The 17,294-nt window shown below is 60.2% G+C and carries 18 protein-coding genes; 11 read left to right on the top strand and 7 right to left on the bottom strand.

Features of this window, described 5'->3' with window-relative positions:
• Position 1 precedes the first annotated feature (1 nt).
• The 3 genes from polA to WA367_RS07245 all read right to left on the bottom strand — a co-directional run bounded on the left by polA (position 2) and on the right by WA367_RS07245 (position 5,168).
• A complete protein-coding gene (polA, locus tag WA367_RS07255; RefSeq protein WP_336056130.1) occupies positions 2-2,947 on the bottom strand; it encodes a DNA polymerase I in 2,946 nt (981 codons plus the stop codon).
• Between the two features lie 324 nt (positions 2,948-3,271).
• Positions 3,272-4,681, bottom strand: coding sequence for an NADP-dependent phosphogluconate dehydrogenase (gndA, locus tag WA367_RS07250; protein ID WP_336056129.1), 1,410 nt, complete (start codon positions 4,679-4,681; stop codon positions 3,272-3,274).
• 55 nt (positions 4,682-4,736) lie between these two features.
• Positions 4,737-5,168, bottom strand: coding sequence for a Fur family transcriptional regulator (locus WA367_RS07245; RefSeq protein WP_336056128.1), 432 nt, complete (start codon positions 5,166-5,168; stop codon positions 4,737-4,739).
• Positions 5,169-5,334: 166 nt separating this feature from the next.
• Here WA367_RS07245 and WA367_RS07240 point away from each other — a divergent pair, with 166 nt between their 5' ends.
• From WA367_RS07240 to WA367_RS07215, 6 genes are all read left to right on the top strand, one after another.
• Positions 5,335-5,571, top strand: coding sequence for an Lrp/AsnC ligand binding domain-containing protein (locus tag WA367_RS07240; RefSeq protein ID WP_336056127.1), 237 nt, complete (start codon positions 5,335-5,337; stop codon positions 5,569-5,571).
• Between the two features lie 15 nt (positions 5,572-5,586).
• On the top strand, positions 5,587-6,276 hold the full coding sequence (locus tag WA367_RS07235) for a D-lyxose/D-mannose family sugar isomerase (RefSeq protein ID WP_336056126.1): 690 nt from the start codon (positions 5,587-5,589) through the stop codon (positions 6,274-6,276).
• A gap of 11 nt (positions 6,277-6,287) precedes the next feature.
• On the top strand, positions 6,288-6,899 hold the full coding sequence (locus WA367_RS07230; protein WP_336056125.1) for a nucleoside/nucleotide kinase family protein: 612 nt from the start codon (positions 6,288-6,290) through the stop codon (positions 6,897-6,899).
• A 73-nt stretch (positions 6,900-6,972) separates the two neighbouring features.
• Complete coding sequence (locus WA367_RS07225) at positions 6,973-7,476, top strand: hypothetical protein (protein ID WP_336056124.1); 504 nt, start codon at positions 6,973-6,975, stop codon at positions 7,474-7,476.
• A 111-nt stretch (positions 7,477-7,587) separates the two neighbouring features.
• On the top strand, positions 7,588-7,860 hold the full coding sequence (locus WA367_RS07220) for an acyl carrier protein (protein WP_336056123.1): 273 nt from the start codon (positions 7,588-7,590) through the stop codon (positions 7,858-7,860).
• A gap of 1 nt (position 7,861) precedes the next feature.
• Complete coding sequence (locus tag WA367_RS07215) at positions 7,862-9,076, top strand: beta-ketoacyl-[acyl-carrier-protein] synthase family protein (RefSeq protein WP_336056122.1); 1,215 nt, start codon at positions 7,862-7,864, stop codon at positions 9,074-9,076.
• Positions 9,077-9,085: 9 nt separating this feature from the next.
• Here WA367_RS07215 and WA367_RS07210 read toward each other — a convergent pair whose 3' ends face one another.
• Both WA367_RS07210 and WA367_RS07205 read right to left on the bottom strand, forming a co-directional pair.
• Positions 9,086-9,934, bottom strand: a complete 849-nt coding sequence (locus WA367_RS07210; RefSeq protein WP_336056121.1) for an NlpC/P60 family protein — start codon at positions 9,932-9,934, stop codon at positions 9,086-9,088.
• 18 nt (positions 9,935-9,952) lie between these two features.
• Entirely contained in the window at positions 9,953-11,329 is a 1,377-nt protein-coding gene (locus tag WA367_RS07205) for a leucyl aminopeptidase family protein (protein ID WP_336056120.1), read from the bottom strand.
• Between the two features lie 111 nt (positions 11,330-11,440).
• Here WA367_RS07205 and WA367_RS07200 point away from each other — a divergent pair, with 111 nt between their 5' ends.
• From WA367_RS07200 to ptsN, 5 genes are all read left to right on the top strand, one after another.
• Complete coding sequence (locus WA367_RS07200) at positions 11,441-12,274, top strand: tetratricopeptide repeat protein (RefSeq protein WP_336056119.1); 834 nt, start codon at positions 11,441-11,443, stop codon at positions 12,272-12,274.
• Positions 12,275-12,358: 84 nt separating this feature from the next.
• Positions 12,359-13,837, top strand: coding sequence for an RNA polymerase factor sigma-54 (gene rpoN / locus WA367_RS07195; protein ID WP_336056118.1), 1,479 nt, complete (start codon positions 12,359-12,361; stop codon positions 13,835-13,837).
• A 67-nt stretch (positions 13,838-13,904) separates the two neighbouring features.
• A complete protein-coding gene (locus tag WA367_RS07190) occupies positions 13,905-15,008 on the top strand; it encodes a histidine kinase dimerization/phosphoacceptor domain -containing protein (RefSeq protein WP_336056117.1) in 1,104 nt (367 codons plus the stop codon).
• 292 nt (positions 15,009-15,300) lie between these two features.
• Positions 15,301-15,879, top strand: coding sequence for a ribosome hibernation-promoting factor, HPF/YfiA family (hpf, locus tag WA367_RS07185; protein ID WP_336056116.1), 579 nt, complete (start codon positions 15,301-15,303; stop codon positions 15,877-15,879).
• A 52-nt stretch (positions 15,880-15,931) separates the two neighbouring features.
• Entirely contained in the window at positions 15,932-16,396 is a 465-nt protein-coding gene (gene ptsN / locus WA367_RS07180; protein ID WP_036486327.1) for a PTS IIA-like nitrogen regulatory protein PtsN, read from the top strand.
• Between the two features lie 39 nt (positions 16,397-16,435).
• Here the strand turns inward: ptsN and WA367_RS07175 are convergent, their stop codons facing one another.
• Both WA367_RS07175 and WA367_RS07170 read right to left on the bottom strand, forming a co-directional pair.
• Positions 16,436-16,702, bottom strand: coding sequence for a DUF1150 family protein (locus WA367_RS07175; protein WP_336056115.1), 267 nt, complete (start codon positions 16,700-16,702; stop codon positions 16,436-16,438).
• Positions 16,703-16,789: 87 nt separating this feature from the next.
• Entirely contained in the window at positions 16,790-17,224 is a 435-nt protein-coding gene (locus WA367_RS07170) for an Hsp20 family protein (RefSeq protein ID WP_336056114.1), read from the bottom strand.
• Positions 17,225-17,294: the final 70 nt, after the last annotated feature.

Here is a 17,294-nt window from a genome sequence, read left to right as displayed (position 1 = left end):
ATCAATGCGCCTCGTCCCAATTGTCAGCCGCACGTGCATCCACCTGTAGCGGAACCGAGAGGTTACGCGCGGGGAAGGCAGCGTTTTCCATGGTCTCGCGGATCACGGGGATGGCCTTCTCCACCAGATCGACGGGCGCTTCGAAGATCAGTTCGTCGTGCACCTGTAGAAGCATCTTCACCTCAGCCAGCCCCGCATCTGCCAATGCGCCTTCCATGCGGATCATGGCACGGCGGATGATATCGGCTGCCGAGCCCTGGATGGGAGCGTTTATGGCGGCACGCTCGTTGAAGGCGCGCACGGACGGATTGGACGAGCGGATTTCCGGGTAATGCGCGCGGCGGCCGAAGATCGTCTCCACATAGCCGTTCTGGCGTGCGAAGGCCTTCGTCTCTTCCATATAGTCCTTGATGCCGGGGAAACGCTCGAAATAGCGCTTGATATAGGCGCTGGCTTCCTCACGCGGGATGGCGAGCTGGTTGGCCAGACCGAAGGCGGAAATGCCGTAAATGATACCGAAATTGATGGCCTTCGCGCGGCGGCGCACCTCGCCCGGCATGCCGTCGACCGGCACGCCGAACATTTCCGATGCGGTCATGGCGTGAATGTCCAGACCATCGGCGAAAGCCTGGCGAAGCTGCGGGATTTCTGCCACATGGGCCAGCACGCGCAGTTCGATTTGGCTGTAGTCGGCCGAGATCAGTCTGCAGCCCTCCGGCGCTACGAAAGCGCGCCTGATCTTGCGGCCTTCCGTCGTGCGGATCGGGATGTTCTGCAGGTTCGGTTCCGACGAGGACAGACGCCCCGTCGTGGTCGATGCCAGCGAATAGGATGTGTGAACGCGCCCCGTCTCAGGGTGAATATAGCCCGGCAGAGCGTCCGTATAGGTCGATTTCAGCTTGGTAACCTGCCGCCAGTCCACGATGCGCCGCGGCAGGGCGTGACCGGCAGCTGCGAGCTCCTCGAGCACCTGGGCCGAGGTAGACCACTGTCCTGACTTGGTCTTGGCACCACCCGGCAAGCCCATCTTACCGAAGAGAATCTCGCCAAGCTGCTTCGGCGAACCGATCGTGAAGCGATCTCCCGCCAGCTCGTAGATTTCTTCCTCCATGCCAGCGGCGGTTTGGGCGAAATCGCCGGACATGCGGGAGAGGATCTGACGGTCCACCTGAATGCCGCGATGTTCCATACGGCCCACCACCGAAATCATGGGACGTTCAAGGCGTTCATAGACGGTGGTCAAACCGTTGGCGACGAGACGGGGCTTGAGCACGTGCCAAAGGCGCAGCGTGATGTCAGCGTCTTCGGCGGCATAAGCCGTAGCCTTGTCGATCGCAACCATGTCGAAGGTGATCTGGTTGCGGCCGGTGCCCGTCAGCTCCTTGTATGGGATAGGCACATGGCCGAGCCAGCGTTCCGAGAGTGAATCCATGCCGTGACCGCCGCCTGCGTGGCCCGCACCCGCCTCAAGCGCATAGGAGATGAGCATGGTGTCGTCATAGGGCGTGACCTCGATACCCTTGCGATAGAGCAACAGCCAATCGAATTTCAGGTTCTGCCCGATCTTGAGGACGGAAGCGTCCTCAAGCAAAGGCTTGAGCAAAGCCAGCGCTTCTTCTTCGCCGATCTGGTCTTCGATCAAACCGCCACCGAGCAGATCGCCAGAACCGTCCTTGTGGGAGAGCGGGATATAGGCCGCACGACCGGGAGCAACCGCAAGCGAGATACCGCACAGACCAGCCTGCATCGGGTCGAGCGATGTGGTCTCCGTGTCGAAGGCGACGATGCCTGCTTCGCGCGCCTCGGCAATCCAATGCTCCAGCCGCTCGGTCGTGCGGATGCACTCATAGGCCGTGCGATCGATCGCGGTGGTGGCAGCCTGATCTGCAAGGTTCTTGGCGAGCAGCTGCGGGGTATAGCCTTGCGGTCCGGCGGGCGCGACCTCCCCTTCCGCGCCGGGTTCTCCCGTACCCGATGAAGGGACGGTGAGATCCGGGCCATGGGCCGCGGCACCTTCGGCCACCTCGACATGAGTGGCTTCAATGATGGCAGCATCAGCCCCGGTTGCCTCTGCCACGCGGCGCGTGAGCGTGGTGAACTCCATCGCCTTGAGAAAACCGATGAGCTTCGGGCCGTCCGGCGGGTTGAGCTGAAACGCATCGATGCTCTCATCCACCGGCACATCGGTGCGCAGACGCACGAGCTCGCGAGAAAGGCGTGCATTGTCGGCATGGGCGATCAGGTTTTCGCGGCGCTTGTTCTGCTTGATCTCGGACGCGCGATCGAGAAGCGTGTCGAGATCACCATACTCTTCCAGAAGCTGCGCAGCCGTCTTCGGGCCGATGCCCGGTACGCCGGGAACATTGTCGATGGAATCGCCGGTCAGCGCCTGCAGGTCGATCATCTTCTCGGGCGGCACGCCCCATTTTTCGATCACCTCCGGCACGCGGATCTCGCGGTCCTTCATCGGGTCGTACATGGAGACGCATGGTCCGACGAGCTGCATCAGGTCCTTGTCGGAGGAGATGATCGTGGCATCACCGCCCGCTTCCACGGCAAGCCGCGCATAGGTGGCGATGAGATCGTCGGCCTCAAAGCCTTCCTTCTCGATGCATGGCAGGTCGAAGGCGCGGGTGGCTTCGCGGATCAGTCCGAACTGGGGAACCAGATCTTCCGGCGGCTCCGTGCGATTGGCCTTGTATTCCGAGTAAAGCTCGTTGCGGAATGTCTTTGACGAATAATCGAAGATAACCGCAAAATGCGTGGGCGTGACGCCGACATTCGTGTCGCGCGCATTCTGCAGGAGCTTCCACAGCATGTTGCAGAAGCCCGAAACCGCGCCAACAGGCAAACCGTCGGATTTCCGCGTCAGCGGAGGCAGTGCGTGGTAAGCCCGGAAAATGTAGCCCGAACCGTCGACTAGAAAGAGATGATCGCCTTTTTTCATGGGTTGAACGGGTAGCGCGAAGGCTGCGTCCTGTCCATGCAAAAGCCGGATTTTGCCTGCGGTCTCTTGCCATGACGGCTACCGCTGCGTGCCCGTGGAGAGAATAACGAGAACGTTACAAAGATGTAATTTCTGCGCCCTTGAATAGCCATGTTGGGCGCACGAAATAACAGTTGTCAGCAATATTATCGCTGACGGTCCGGTTCAGGCCTGTCCCCCGCCATTCCGGACATGCACACGGCAGCCTCACCCCCCCTCTCCGGGCTGTCGTGAATGATAAAAGGCCGCCGTGGCTTCCCTCCGCCACGGCGGCACTTTTTTATCTCAGGACCAGTTGCCGTGATGGGCGCCCGGCGCGTCGAAACGCTCGAAGCTGTGGGCGCCGAAGAAGTCGCGCTGCGCCTGGATCAGGTTTGCCGTGCCGCGACCAAGGCGGAACTGGTCGAAGTGACCGAGCGCAGAGGCAAGAGCTGGAACAGGCAGGCCGGCAGCAGCACTTTCCGCCACCGTCTTGCGCAGCGCACCTTGCGTACGACTGATCAGGTCGGCAAAGGTATCCGTCATCAACAGATCTGTCTTTTCCGTCTCCGCCTCATAGGCGCTGGCGATCTCATCAAGGAACTGCGAGCGGATGATGCAGCCGGCGCGCCAGATGCGGGCAACTTCTGCCAGTGGCAGGTCCCAGCCGAATTCCTTCGACGCCGCCGTCATGACCGCAAAGCCCTGTGCATAGGCAATCACCTTGCCTGCCAGAAGGGCGTCTTCCAGCATCGTGATGCGATGGTCATCCAGCGGCTCGACGGACCCGGTTTCAATCTTGAAACGCTTTTCGGCCTCGATGCGCAGATCCTTCATGGCCGAGAGGCTGCGAGCTGCGACTGCTGCCTCTATTGCGGTCGCCGGAATGCCGAGCGACTGGGATTCGATCGCCGACCAGCGGCCCGTGCCCTTCTGCCCTGCACGATCCACGATAATGTCAACGATCGGTCCGCCGCTCTTCTCGTCGGTTACGCCCAAGACCTTGGCGGTGATTTCGATTAGATAGGAGTTCAGACGGCCCTTGTTCCAGCGGTCAAAGACATTGCCGATCTCTGCCGGTGCCATGCCCGCACCATCGCGCATGATGCCGTAGATTTCGGCAATCATCTGCATGTCGGCATATTCGATGCCGTTGTGGATGGTCTTGACGAAATGACCTGCCCCATCGGAGCCAAGCCAGGCCTCACAGGCCTCTCCTTCATAGCGTGCTGCAATCGCCTGCAACACAGGCTTGATGTGGTCATAGGCTACGCGTGGGCCACCGACCATGATCGAGGGTCCGTGGCGGGCGCCTTCCTCGCCACCAGACACACCCATGCCGATGAAGCGGGGGCCGCTTTCCCGCAATGCTTCCATGCGGCGGCGGGTGTCGCGGAAATTGGCGTTGCCGGCATCAATGATGATGTCGTCGGCATCGATGATACCCTGAAGGGCTTCGATCTGTTGATCGACCGCTTCGCCCGCCTGCACCATCAGGATGATCGGGCGTGGTTTCTCGATGGCATTTGCGAGCTCTTCAAGACTTGAGCAGCCAATGATGTTTTCGGCGAGTTCGCCGGCTTCGGCCACGAATGCATCCGTCTTCTCGCTGGTGCGGTTGTAGACAGCAATGCGGAAACCCTTTTCCGCGATGTTCAGCGCGAGATTCGCGCCCATGACGCCAAGGCCGATCAGGCCGATCTGTGCTTTCTGCATTTCAGGTTTTTTGCCCCCGTTGGCGCGGGCGGCCGCGCCCGCTATTCATCTCAGTTCAGCTCTTGCGGCGCTTGCGTCCGTAAAGCTCGAGCCGGTGGTGGACGATCTCGTATCCCAATTCTCGGGCGATTTCATCCTGTAGAGCTTCAATTTTGCGGGAATGGAACTCGACCACATCGCCAGTATCGATGTCGATCAGGTGATCGTGATGGCCTCCGCCCGCCTGCTCGAAGCGCGCACGGCCGCCTTCGAAGGCATGGCGATGGATCGCGCCTTTCTCCTCGAGCAGCTTCATCGTGCGATAGACCGTAGACAGCGAAATGGCGGGATCGACCTCCTGGGCGCGGGAGAAAATCTCCATCGCGTCCGGATGATCGTCCGTCTCCGAGAGGATGCGCAGGATGACCTGGCGCGGACGCGTTATCCGCATGCCGTTGTCCCTAAGCATGGCCTCGTAATCGGCCAGTTTTTCGCTCGCTTTGCTCATGGGCGCGAATATGCGTCAGAACGCTGCCGCGTGCAAAGCGGAAGGCGAAACTCCCACAAGTGAACGCTGCTGTTTGGAGTTGACACGGAAGGTCAATCAATGAACCCTCCGCCCAATTTCGATAGCGGCTGGAATGCCTGCGCCAACGAGTTTTGTGAGGGCCGTGATGAGACCGGTATTTGTTCAACTGCGCTGCAAACCCGGCAAGACCTATGAGGTGGCGGACGCCCTTTATGAGCGTGAAATCGCTTCCGAACTCTATTCCACAAGCGGCGACTACGACCTTTTGCTGAAGGTCTATATTGATGAAGGCGTGGATGTAGGCAAATTCATCAATGACAATGTTGCGAGTGTTCCGGGCATAGAGCGCTCGCTTACCACGCTCACCTTCAAAGCCTTCTGAGACAGGAGCCCGGGGATGAAACGCTCCCACGTCAACGAGATCATACGCGAAGGTGCAGCCTTCATCCGGTCCTTCGGTTACGTGCTGCCGCCCTTTGCCGACCTAACGCCAGAAGAGATGAACGCGCGGCGCAACGAACTTAATGGCCTGATCAAGGCGCGTCTTGGCTGGGACGTGACGGATTATGCCGGCGGTGATTTCGATGCCAAGGGACTGTTTCTCTTCACGGTGCGCAATGGGGATGCGGAAGACCTCAAGCGCGGCAGCGGTATGCTCTATGCCGAGAAGATCATGATCTCTCGCAGGGACCAGATTTCGCCAATGCACCGCCATGTGGTGAAGGCCGAAGACATCATCAACCGAGGCGGCGGGACGCTCGCAATCCAGCTTTATGCCTCGCAGGCCGACGGTTCCATTGACCGTGAGGCGCGCGTGACAGTGCCGACGGACGGCATCCTACGTGAATTCGCTGCCGGGGACGTACTGAAGCTGGCTGCCGGCGAGAGCGTGACGCTGATGCCCGGCGTCTGGCACAAGTTCTGGGGCGAAGGCGGCGATGTGCTTATCGGCGAGGTTTCGACCGTCAATGACGACCTGACGGACAATGTCTTCGAGGAACAAATCCCGCGCTTCTCGCCAATCGAGGAGGATGAGGCTCCCTATCGCCTCCTGGTCTCGGACTATGAGCAGTGGCTAACTTCCTGAAGAACAGCCGCATGCGGTCTGCTGAAAAACTGGCCAACACACTCGTCGGCACGCTTTCGGGAAAGCGACAACTGGTGGCCATTGCCGGCGCGCCGGGTTCGGGCAAGTCCACACTGGCACGGGACGCCGCAGACGCGCTCGCTGCACGCGGTCGAAAAACCGCGGTCGTGCCGATGGACGGCTTCCACTATGATGACCGGGTTTTGGCAGAACTGGAACTTGCGCATAGAAAAGGCGCGCCGGAGACGTTCGATTTCAATGGCTTTGAAAGCCTGCTGAAGCGACTGCGTTCCGGCGATGAGACCGTCGCCATCCCTATCTTTGATCGCGGCATGGAACTTTCGCGCGCTGCCGCCGGGCTTGTTACTCCCGAGACGGAGCTTGTGCTTGTGGAAGGAAATTATCTTCTGCTTGATGAAGACCCCTGGCGCAGACTGGCCGCGCTCTTCGACATGCGCTTCTTTCTCGATGTCAGGCTTGAGGAGCTGGAGCGGCGCCTTCTGGCGCGCTGGGCCGCACACGGGCGAGAGGCCGAGGCTGCGATCAAATGGGTGAAAGAGAATGACCTGCCCAACGCCGTCCGCGTGATCAAGCACCGACTTCCCGCCGACCTTGTTCTCTAGAAGATGGATGCTTACTGACGAGGGAACCCGGTCCCTTCAGACGAGTTGCCCTGCGAAAGGAATGGAGACTTTCATGCCCATCGCCCCTTCTGCCTTGCCGAACAAGCCGCGCCTTTTCACCGGCCTGCTGCTGACAATCGGGCTATCTGTCGGCTTTGCAGCCTACTCTGCTCCTGCCATGGCGCAGGGGCTGGACAGCGAAGAGGCCATCGACGCGATTGTCGGCTCGGAAGTGAAGACAGAACAAGCGACGACCGTTGAAGAAACCGATCGCCTGATCGAAGCCGTCGGCAATGCACGGGCGGCTGCACAGGAAGTTCGCAAAACGTTCAACCTGGACGAGCTGGACATCATTTTCGTCGCGCCAGAAACCGCGGAAACGCCCGAAGTCGCCGAGGTTCTGGAGAAAAACGAACAGCCGCTTCAGACACTTCGCGAGGCCATAGAGGGCAGTGCGCTTTTCTATCACGCGGTGGATTCCCGAAGCATCCTGCTGCGTGACATCATCGCCGTCGAATATGGCGAGGAACGCCAGGTGACGGTTTTTGTCATCGGTGAGGCGCCGGAGGAAGAATAGCCGGTTTTCCCCATCGCATCCGACTTGTAGGCGGATCAATATTGCGGTCATATGGCCTGTGAGGAGCATCCCCTTTAGCGGCGGATGCAGTGGAGTTTACGGAGGGGCCTGATGAGCGCAGCGCAAGGCGAAACGAATTCGCTGGGACAGACGATCCTCGAGAAGATCAGCGCGCATGCAGAAGGGGATGTCAGCACGATCGGCATGGACACGCCGCTGTCTGATCTTGGCATCCATTCTCTTGAACTGACGGAAATCATCTTCGACCTGGAAGATGCATTCGGCATCGAAGTCGAGATGAACACGGCGGAAGCCTGGGAAAATCTCGAAACGGTGCGGGACATCGTGGAAGCAGTGCGCAAGCTCGTCCAGGCCAAAGCCTGACATGAGCCGCACGCGAATTGTCATTACCGGCCTTGGCGGCATCTGTGCGCTGGGCAACAATGTCCCACAAATCTGGCAGTCCATGGCCGACGGGAAAAGCGCCATCGGCCCGATCGACAGCGAAGCGCTGCATGATGTGAAGACACGCGTCGGCGCGCAGATCGCGGAACTCCCCGACCACGGTCTGGAGCGCAAGCGCACAACAACAATGGACCGCTTCAGCCTGCTTGCCGTTATTGCCGCGGGCGAGGCGATTGCCGATGCCGGACTGGAAGTCACCGAAGCGAACCGGAGCCGTTGCGGCTCTGTGGTGGGTGTCGGTGTTTGCGGCTGGGAGTCCATCGAAGACAGCTACCGCGCCATTCTGCTTGAGCAGAAGAACCGGGTGAACATCTTCACCGTGCCGCGAGTCATGCCGGGTGCAGCCGCAGGACAGGTTTCCATGCAGTTCGGACTGCGGGGGCCCGTTTTTGCGGCGACTTCCGCGTGTTCGTCCGCCAATCATGCCATTGCGAGCGCTGCCGACCAGCTTCGGCTCGGGCGTGCCGATGTCATGGTTGCCGGGGGCAGCGATGCACCGCTGATTTTCGGTGTGGTGAAGGCATGGGAGGCGTTGCGCGTTCTGGCTGGCGATACTTGCCGCCCCTTCTCCGCCGACCGTCAGGGACTGGTGCTTGGCGAAGGCGCTGGCATGGTGGTCCTTGAAACGCTTGAACATGCGCAGGCCAGGGGCGCGCCCATACTGGCCGAACTGGCCGGGGTTGGCCTCTCGGCAGACGCTTCGGACATCGTGGCGCCTTCGGTGGAGGGACCAGCACAGGCAATGGCTGCATGTCTCGATGAAGCGGGACTATCTGCCGGTGACGTCGACTACATCAACGCTCATGGAACCGGCACGAAAGCCAATGACAGGATAGAGACCGAGGCTATTCGCAGCGTCTTCGGCAGGCATGCCGACAGGCTGTCTGTCTCGTCGACGAAATCCATGCATGGCCATTGCCTCGGCGCCTCCGGTGCGCTGGAACTGATCGCCTGCGTGAATGCAGTGCGTGAAGGGCTGGTACCGCCAACCGCGAATTTCCGCGAGGCCGACCCGGATTGCGATCTGGACGTCACGCCGAATGAGAAAAGGCACCGTGACGTGCGGGCAGCACTCAGCAACAGCTTTGCCTTTGGCGGGACCAACGCCGTGGTGGCCGTCAAGTCCTATGGCTGAGGCAAGCGTTCAGGCACGGCGATAGCCTGTCGGGCGATCATAGAGCCTTGCAACGCGCTCGATGGCCTGTTCCAGCGGCTCCACGGCGACGGTCATGGTGTGGCCATTGGCGTGGATGATCGACTGTTCATCCAGCACGATCGCCACATGCCCTTTCCAGAAGACCAGGTCGCCTCGGCGCAGTTGCAGTTGATCTATCGGCTCACCGAGACCGCTTGCCTGCATGTCGGTGTCACGCGGACAGAGGCGGCCCGCCATCTGCATGGATAGCTGAACGAGGCCCGAACAGTCGATACCGAAGCCACTGCGCCCACCCCAGAGATAGGGCGTGTGCAGGAACCGCTCGGCGATCTCGACATAGTCCGGTGCGTGATCATCAACCGGCCGTAGATGATCCGCGATCATCGCACCGCCACCGGCAAGCAGCGCATAGCGCGTTCCGCGCTTTTCCTCCTGGCCGACCACTTTCACCCGTGCCCCCATGGAATGCGCGTCAACAGGCGGCGACTTCAGTTCGGCCTGCGGGTACACAAAGCTGCGGACGGCACAAACGACATGGGTAAGATCGGTCGCCCCCTGCGCCAGAGTGGCCGTTTCGACATAGCCGACATAATTGTCGGTTTCGGCCTGGATCCAGGACCAGCCTTCCGCTTCGTCGAACACACGCACCCCTTCCCCGTGCAGAAGCTGGCTGTCGACGCCTGCATCGAATGCGGGGGCGGCATGTATGTTGCTGACGGGCGCAACCACGCGCGCGGGTCTGCCTTCCACGAAGCGCTCCGCCTCCACCCGGCCCTGGAGCTTCACATCAGCAAGATCGGGCCGGAAGGCATGAAGGCGGCGGTCGAGTTTTTCCATCAGGCATCCTCCGAAATGCTAGCGGCCATAGCGCTGACGCAGGACCTGCTCCAAGGCGCGAATTCCCTGAGCCTCACCCCCGATCGGGCAGGTCGGCTTTTCAACCGGATTCCAACCGAAGACGTCAAAATGCGCCCAACTCTTCGCCTTCTCCACGAATTTCTGCAGGAAAAGTGCGGCCGTGATGGAGCCAGCAAAGCCGTCCGCGGTGATATTGTTCGTGTCGGCGACGCGGGAGGAAAGCTTCGGCATATAGGGCTGCCACAAAGGCATCCGCCAAAGCGGATCCGCAACAGCTTCGGATGCGCTGGCGATCTCTCCCGCGAAGGCATCATCCAGTGAATAGAAAGGCGGCAGATCGGGACCGAGCGCGACACGCGCCGCGCCGGTCAAGGTAGCCATATCGATGAGTACTTCAGGCTCTTCCTCGTCGGCCAGCGCCAGGGCATCAGCGAGGACCAGCCGTCCTTCGGCATCGGTGTTGCCGATCTCCACGGTGAGCCCTTTCCGGCTTTGCAGGATATCGCCGGGGCGAAACGCGTTGCCGGAGATGGAATTCTCGACCGCCGGGATAAGCACACGCAGGCGGATATCGAGCTTCGAGGCCATCAGCATTGAAGCAAGGCCCAGCACATTGGCCGCTCCGCCCATGTCCTTCTTCATCAGAAGCATGCCGCTGGCCGGCTTAATGTCGAGGCCGCCGGTGTCGAAGCATACGCCCTTTCCGACGAGCGTCACCTTCGGCGCATCGCTGCGCCCCCAGGTGAAGTCGATCAGGCGCGGTGCTTCATCCGACGCGCGGCCGACGGCGTGGATCATCGGGACATTCTGCTCCAGAAGAGCATCGCCGCGCACGGCGTTGAAGTTGGCCCCATGTTCGCTGGCAAGGTTGGCTGCGGCCGCTTCCAATGCTACCGGCCCCATATCGCTTGCGGGCGTGTTGATGAGGTCGCGGGTGAGAAATGTCGCGGTGGCGAGATCTTCCACGCGCTTCTCATCCGCACCTTCGGGAAGTGCAAAGCTCAAAGTCCGCGTCGGCTTCTTGCCGTAGCGGGTAAAGCAGTAACCGCCTAGCGCAAGGGCGATTGCGGCAAGCTCAGGCTCGGCAACATCGCCAGCGACTCGGTAATGCCCCTCAGGCAGCTTGCGAGCCAGCGCGCCGAGGGCCAGCGTCTTTAATGGCAGCATCTCTTCCGACACGCCAAACAGCACGCCCTGAAGCGCACCGCCCTCACCCGGCAGGAGAAGCACTTCGCCCTCATCTCCACTGAAACCGGCGGCCTTTGCCCACTCACGCGCCGATCCATCAAGGTCAAGGTCCTGCAGTCGACCGCCTTTGACGAGGTGAACCGGGATGGCAGTGTCTGTGGAAGCTGCGCTGAAGCTGATGGGCATGAAGCACCTTTCGCAATGTCTGTTCGGAGCGCCGGATTAACACTCCATTAGGGTTAACGGAATACTTCTGGAGGTGGAATCAAATCGCGTTCAGGTTAAGGATCCAGGGCAATGGGTGCGCATCATCAGGGTGAAGCAAGGCGGCTTCGGGCACTGGCGCTGATTGGCGTTGCCCTTCTCTCGACCAGCGTGCTGGCAGGATGTGCGAATTCTGCACGAAAGGTCAGCCAGATCACGACCAACGCAGTGTCCCGCGATGCCTCGCGCTCGCTCGACACGCTTTCCGCGCCGGAATTGCAGCAGGCGGCGCAGTCCACCGGTCAGGCCTATGCGCGTGATCCGAAGGACCGCGCCACCGCCATGCGCTACTCGACTCTGCTTCAGATGAACGGTCAGAGCGATCAGGCGCTTGCCGTGATGCGCAAGCTGGCGATTGATTATCCCAAGGACCGGGAAGTGCTTGCAGCCTATGGCAAGGCGCTGGCCGCCGCAGGTGAGCTGAAGCCTGCTCTTGATGCCATTCGCCGTGCGCAGACGCCCGAATATCCCGATTGGCGCCTTCTGTCGGCAGAAGGCGCGATCCTGGATCAGCTGGGCGAAGCGGAACAGGCGCGTGCTCTTTACCGCAAGGCCCTGAGCATACAGCCCAACGAAGCCTCGGTGCTCTCAAATATGGGTATGTCCCATCTCCTCGAAGGCGATCTTCAGACGGCGGAGAAATATATGCGTCAGGCAGCCGGCTCACCGGGTGCCGACAGCCGGGTGCGGCAGAACCTCGCCCTCGTCATCGGCCTACAGGGCCGGTTTTCGGACGCGGAGAAGATTGCCCGCCAGGAGCTTTCACCCGAACAGGCAGAAGCCAATGTCGCCTATTTGCGTGCCATGTTGGCACAGAATAACAGCTGGGCGCAGATCGCGAGCGAAGACAAGCGCCGCAACCAGTAGGCGGCTCGATTGACAAGCAAGTAGCGGGCCAGTTCAATGGCAGCGCAACATTTGTCGTTTCTCCAGCGTATGGCGTGAACAATCATGGCCTTGTCGCCAGGTCTTCAGCTGCGTCAAAGCCAGTCCATGGTGATGACGCCCCAGCTTCTGCAGTCGATCAGACTTCTGCAGATGACCGGCGTCGAGCTTGAGCGCGTTATCGAAGCGGAAATGGAGCGCAACCCGCTGCTGGAGCGTGCGGAGGCGCAGGAGGCGGGCAGCGATGGCGGGGCTGATGGCGACAGTGCCACCGAACGCGTCAGTGCCAGCAGTATTGCAGAAAAACTCGATTCCTCCTTGGAAAACCTCTTTCCCGATGATCCTGGTCGAGGAGACGCATTGGCGCCTGACCTGGCCGCGCAATGGCGATCATCTGCGGGGATGGGAACGACTGCCGCGGATTGGGACATTGGCCAGAGCGCCAGCGCACCCATCACCCTGCGCGATCATGTTGAAGAACAGATCAGCTTCGCTTTCACCGCGCCTGCAGAGCGCCTGATCGCTGCCGAACTGGCAGATTGCCTCGACGAAGCTGGCTATCTGGCAGCTGAGCCAGAGAGCTTGTGCGAGAGCCTCGGCGCTGAAATTTCAGCCGTGGAGGCTGTTCTGGCACGCTGCCAGCAGTTCGATCCGCCGGGCCTCTTCGCCCGAAGCCTCGCCGAATGCCTCGCCCTGCAGCTCAAGGCGCGGGACCGGCTCGACCCTGCAATGGCCAGCCTCATGGAAAATCTGGAGCTGTTGGGAAAGCGCGATTTTGCCACGCTCCGGCGCATCTGCGGTGTTGATGAGGAAGACCTTGTCGAGATGCTTGCCGAGATCCGGGCACTCGACCCGAAGCCCGGCCTTGCCTTCAGCGGCGGCACGGCGGAGACCATCATCCCCGATGTCAGCGTGAAGCAGGCGCCCGACGGGAGCTGGGCAATAGAGCTGAACTCGGATGCCATGCCCAAGGTGCTCGTCAACGAGACCTATTTTACCACCGTATCCAAAAATGCGGCGAAGGAAGATCGTGCCTTCCTCAACGAATGCCTGCAAAGCGCCAATTGGATCGCGCGGAGTCTTGATCAGCGCGCGCGCACCATCCTGAAGGTGGCCAGTGAAATCGTGCGCCAGCAGGATGCGTTTCTTGTCCACGGCGTGAGGCACCTCAAGCCGCTCAAGCTGTCAACCGTCGCCGATGCCATCGGCATGCACGAATCCACCGTCAGCCGCGTTGCCGCGAACAAATACATGATGACGCCACGTGGACTGTTCGAACTGCGCTACTTCTTCACCACCGCATTGGGCGGAAGCGAGGGCGGAGAAGCCCATTCATCCGAAGCGGTCAGAGACCGGATCAGAAGCCTGATCGACAACGAGACCGCGAAATCCGTACTTTCCGACGATGCCATCGTCGAACATCTTGCGAAAGAAGGGATTGAGATTGCACGCCGTACCATTGCAAAGTATCGAGAGGGCATGAACATTCCCTCCTCTGTCCAGCGGCGCCGGGAAAAGAAGGCGCTGGCTCGTGCGAGCGCCTGACCAAGATCCACCGGTCCATCCTGTGGGAAATCTGAACAACCAATCGATGTAGAACATCGTGGGGGACTTGAGTTTGAGAGCTGAGGCGCATCCCGAGCAGGCGGAACGTCTGAAGACGCTATACCGCTACCAGATACTGGATACGCCCCGCGAAGAGGAATTCGACGAGATCGTCGCGCTGACGGCGCAGATATGCGACGCACCCATCTCGGTCATCAACATCATTGATGCAGAGCGCCAGTGGTTCAAGGCGGAAGTCGGACTGGGCACGCGCGAGACGCCCATCGACACCTCGATCTGCGCACATATCATTCTTGATGAAGACTTCGTTGAAATCGAAGACACGCTGAATGACCCGCGTCTGGCGGATAACCCGCTTTGCCTGGCAGAAACTGGTGGCCTCAGATTCTATGCAGGCGCGCGGTTGGTGGCGCCAAACGGCATGCCGCTTGGCACATTGTGCGTGCTCGACAACCAGCCCCGGCAGCTGAACGATCTTCAGCGCAGCGCGATCAGGGTTCTTGCCCGGCAGGTCATGAAGCAGTTCGAGTTGCGGCTTGCGCTGCGCGATCAGGAAGTTCTGCGCGGGGAAATCGATCACCGGGTCAAGAACTCGCTGCAGACGGTCTCCTCCATCGTGCGCCTGTATCTGCGTAGCGTTGAAGACGAGACCGCGCGCGACGCACTTACGGCGGTTCAACGACGCATCGACGCGATCGGTGCGCTACACGAGCAGCTTCAGGGGTCCTCCTCGGGCCAGCAGATCGACATCAAACGCTTTCTTGAGCGGGTCGTGGGCCTTCTGCAGGAGACTGCACCGGACAATGTGCGCATTCACGCGGAGGCCGTCCATGCAGCCATGGATTCGGACACAGCTTCGGCACTCGGGATGATCGTCAGCGAGTTTGTTGCGAACTCTCTGAAGCACGGTTTTTCGGATGCACAGGGCGGCAATGTGACGATCGAACTGAAGGAGCAGGGCGGAGAAATGATTCTTGCCTGCAGCGATGACGGACTCGGCAGCAAGGCGCACCGGCCAAAGCTGGGGAAGATCGGGAGCCTCGGCACAAATATCATGAATGCTGCCGCATCACGGCTGAATGGCAATTTCGCTCAGGAGCTTGATGAGAATGGCAGCCGATTGTTCCTCACCTTCCCGCTGGCGGACTGACCCAGCTGCTAGAATCAACGCGGATTCATGCGCTCGTGACAAAATCTGTTTCGATCAGGGCGCGCGGTATGGCACGCCCTGCTTGATTGACATTGCCTCCCCAAGCAACTAGAAGCCGCGCGCAGCGAGGGGCGGCAAGCGTGCAGCAGCCGCACCTGATGATCGGCTCAAGACCAGAAACGCGATTTACGGGCAACGAAGCGTGGTGAGTGGTGCCGAAACCTTGTGCGCGTAGGCCACACGTATAAACTTGCATTCCGTAAAATCACATTGAAGGAAGGTCTGTCATCTCATGAGCCTCCGTATTTCCGGCAAGCATATGGACATCGGCGATGCGTTCCGCGAACGCATCGAGACCAGGATCAACGAAGCCGTCGACAAATATTTCGACGGGGGCTTCTCCGGCCGGGTGACGGTCGAGAAGGCGGGACAGCGCTTCAATGCCGACTGCACCATCCATCTCGATACCGGCATGGTGTTCCAGGCGACCGGCCAGGCGCAGGAGCCGCAGCCGGCCTTCGACGCGGCGGCCGAGCGCGTTGAAAAGCGTCTGCGCCGCTACAAGCGCAAGCTCAAGTCTCATGCGACGGGCAGCAACGGGGTTGACCCGATGGATATTGCCTACCGCATCATGTCGCCGGTGGCGGATGAAGAGGAAGAAGTGGCAGAGGATTTTGCGCCCACGGTGGTGGCCGAATCACGCATGCCGCTGAAGACCATGTCCGTCGCCTCGGCCGTGATCGAACTCGACACAAAGGACAGCCCCGTGTTCGTGTTCCGCAACGCGGGAACCGACGGGGTGAACATTGTTTATCGCCGCGCAGATGGCAATATCGGCTGGATTGATCCGTCCAATATAGCGGGCGAATGATTGGCAGGGGCGGGGCAACCCGCCCCAACTGCCGGAATAGAGGAATAACATGATGGATCTCAGTGATCTGATCGAGGTTTCAGCGATCGTGCCGTCGCTGAAGGCGAATTCGAAGAAGCAGGTTCTGCAGCTTCTTTCGGAAAAGGCGGCAAGCGTTACCGGCCTTACAGAGCGCGAGATTTTCGATACGATCCTTCAGCGCGAGCGCCTGGGATCCACAGGGGTGGGCAATGGCATCGCCATTCCTCACGGGAAACTTGCGGGAATTTCCGAAATCACGGGTATCTTTGCGCGCCTAGACCATCCGGTCGAGTTCGATTCGCTGGATGATCGCCCCGTCGACCTCGTGTTCATGCTGCTTGCACCAGAAGGTGCGGGCGCGGACCACCTTAAGGCCCTCTCACGGATTGCCCGCGTGCTGCGCGATCCGGATACGACAGCCAAGATTCGCGGCACGGATGACGCTGCTGCCATACACAATCTTCTTGCTCAGGCACCCGCCTCCAACGCAGCATGAACGAGGCCGCATTCAACGCGGCCTCGGATATTCAATTACCTAATGAAGACTGACCGGCTGCAGATCGTTCTGCAACACACCGGCGAGCGCTGCTGCACGCGCATCGGCAAGTAGAATGGGGTCTCCATTCGCGCCAAAGACTGCCCAAAGCTTGGTGCCGGGCTTGATGTCCATCATCTCCGATACGGCAGGGAAGGCCCCCTGCAGCTCGGTGACGTCCATCTGGCGCATATAGGCAACAGCGCCCTCGCCCAGATGAGCCAATTGCTGCTCGGTCACGACATATTTCTTTTCATTTGCAACCATAACAAGCCTCCTTTCAGGCAACCGTCCCTTGGACCGGTTGCGACCAGAGCCTCCCATTCGGTAGTGAGTTAACGGCTGAGGCGCCGATTAGTCTCGCACCGAAATATTTATTTTTCGCACCAGCCTCTCGGGACGTGGCCGGTCAAGGTCGATCGACAACAACCCGTTCTTCAGCTCGGCGCCACGAACACGCATGCCGTCCGCGAGCACGAAAACACGTTGAAACTGCCGGGCCGCTATACCGCGATGCAGATATTCGCGGTCTTCATCATCCGCCTGCCGACCTCGCACGACGAGCTGATTCTCTTCGGTCGCGACCTCAAGATCCTGCTCGCTGAAGCCGGCCACGGCGAGCGTGATACGCAGCCTTTCGGCCGGTCCGTCCTCGCCGTCATCGGCGCGAATGCGCTCGATATTGTAGGGTGGATAGCTGTCGCCGGATTTCGCTACACGCTCCAGCGTTTTTTCCATACTGTCGAACCCTAGAAGAAGCGGGTTCGAGAAAGGCGTCATGCGCGTCATATTTTCCTGTCCTCAAAGAGCGACGTGGACAGATGGGAACCCGAATGGCATTCCCGTCTGCAAGACTGAT

Source organism: Nitratireductor sp. CH_MIT9313-5, assembly GCF_037029545.1.
Lineage (GTDB): Bacteria > Pseudomonadota > Alphaproteobacteria > Rhizobiales > Rhizobiaceae > Chelativorans.
The sequence above is the reverse complement of the archived record's forward strand: the minus strand, read 5'-3'. Positions and strand labels throughout refer to the sequence as shown.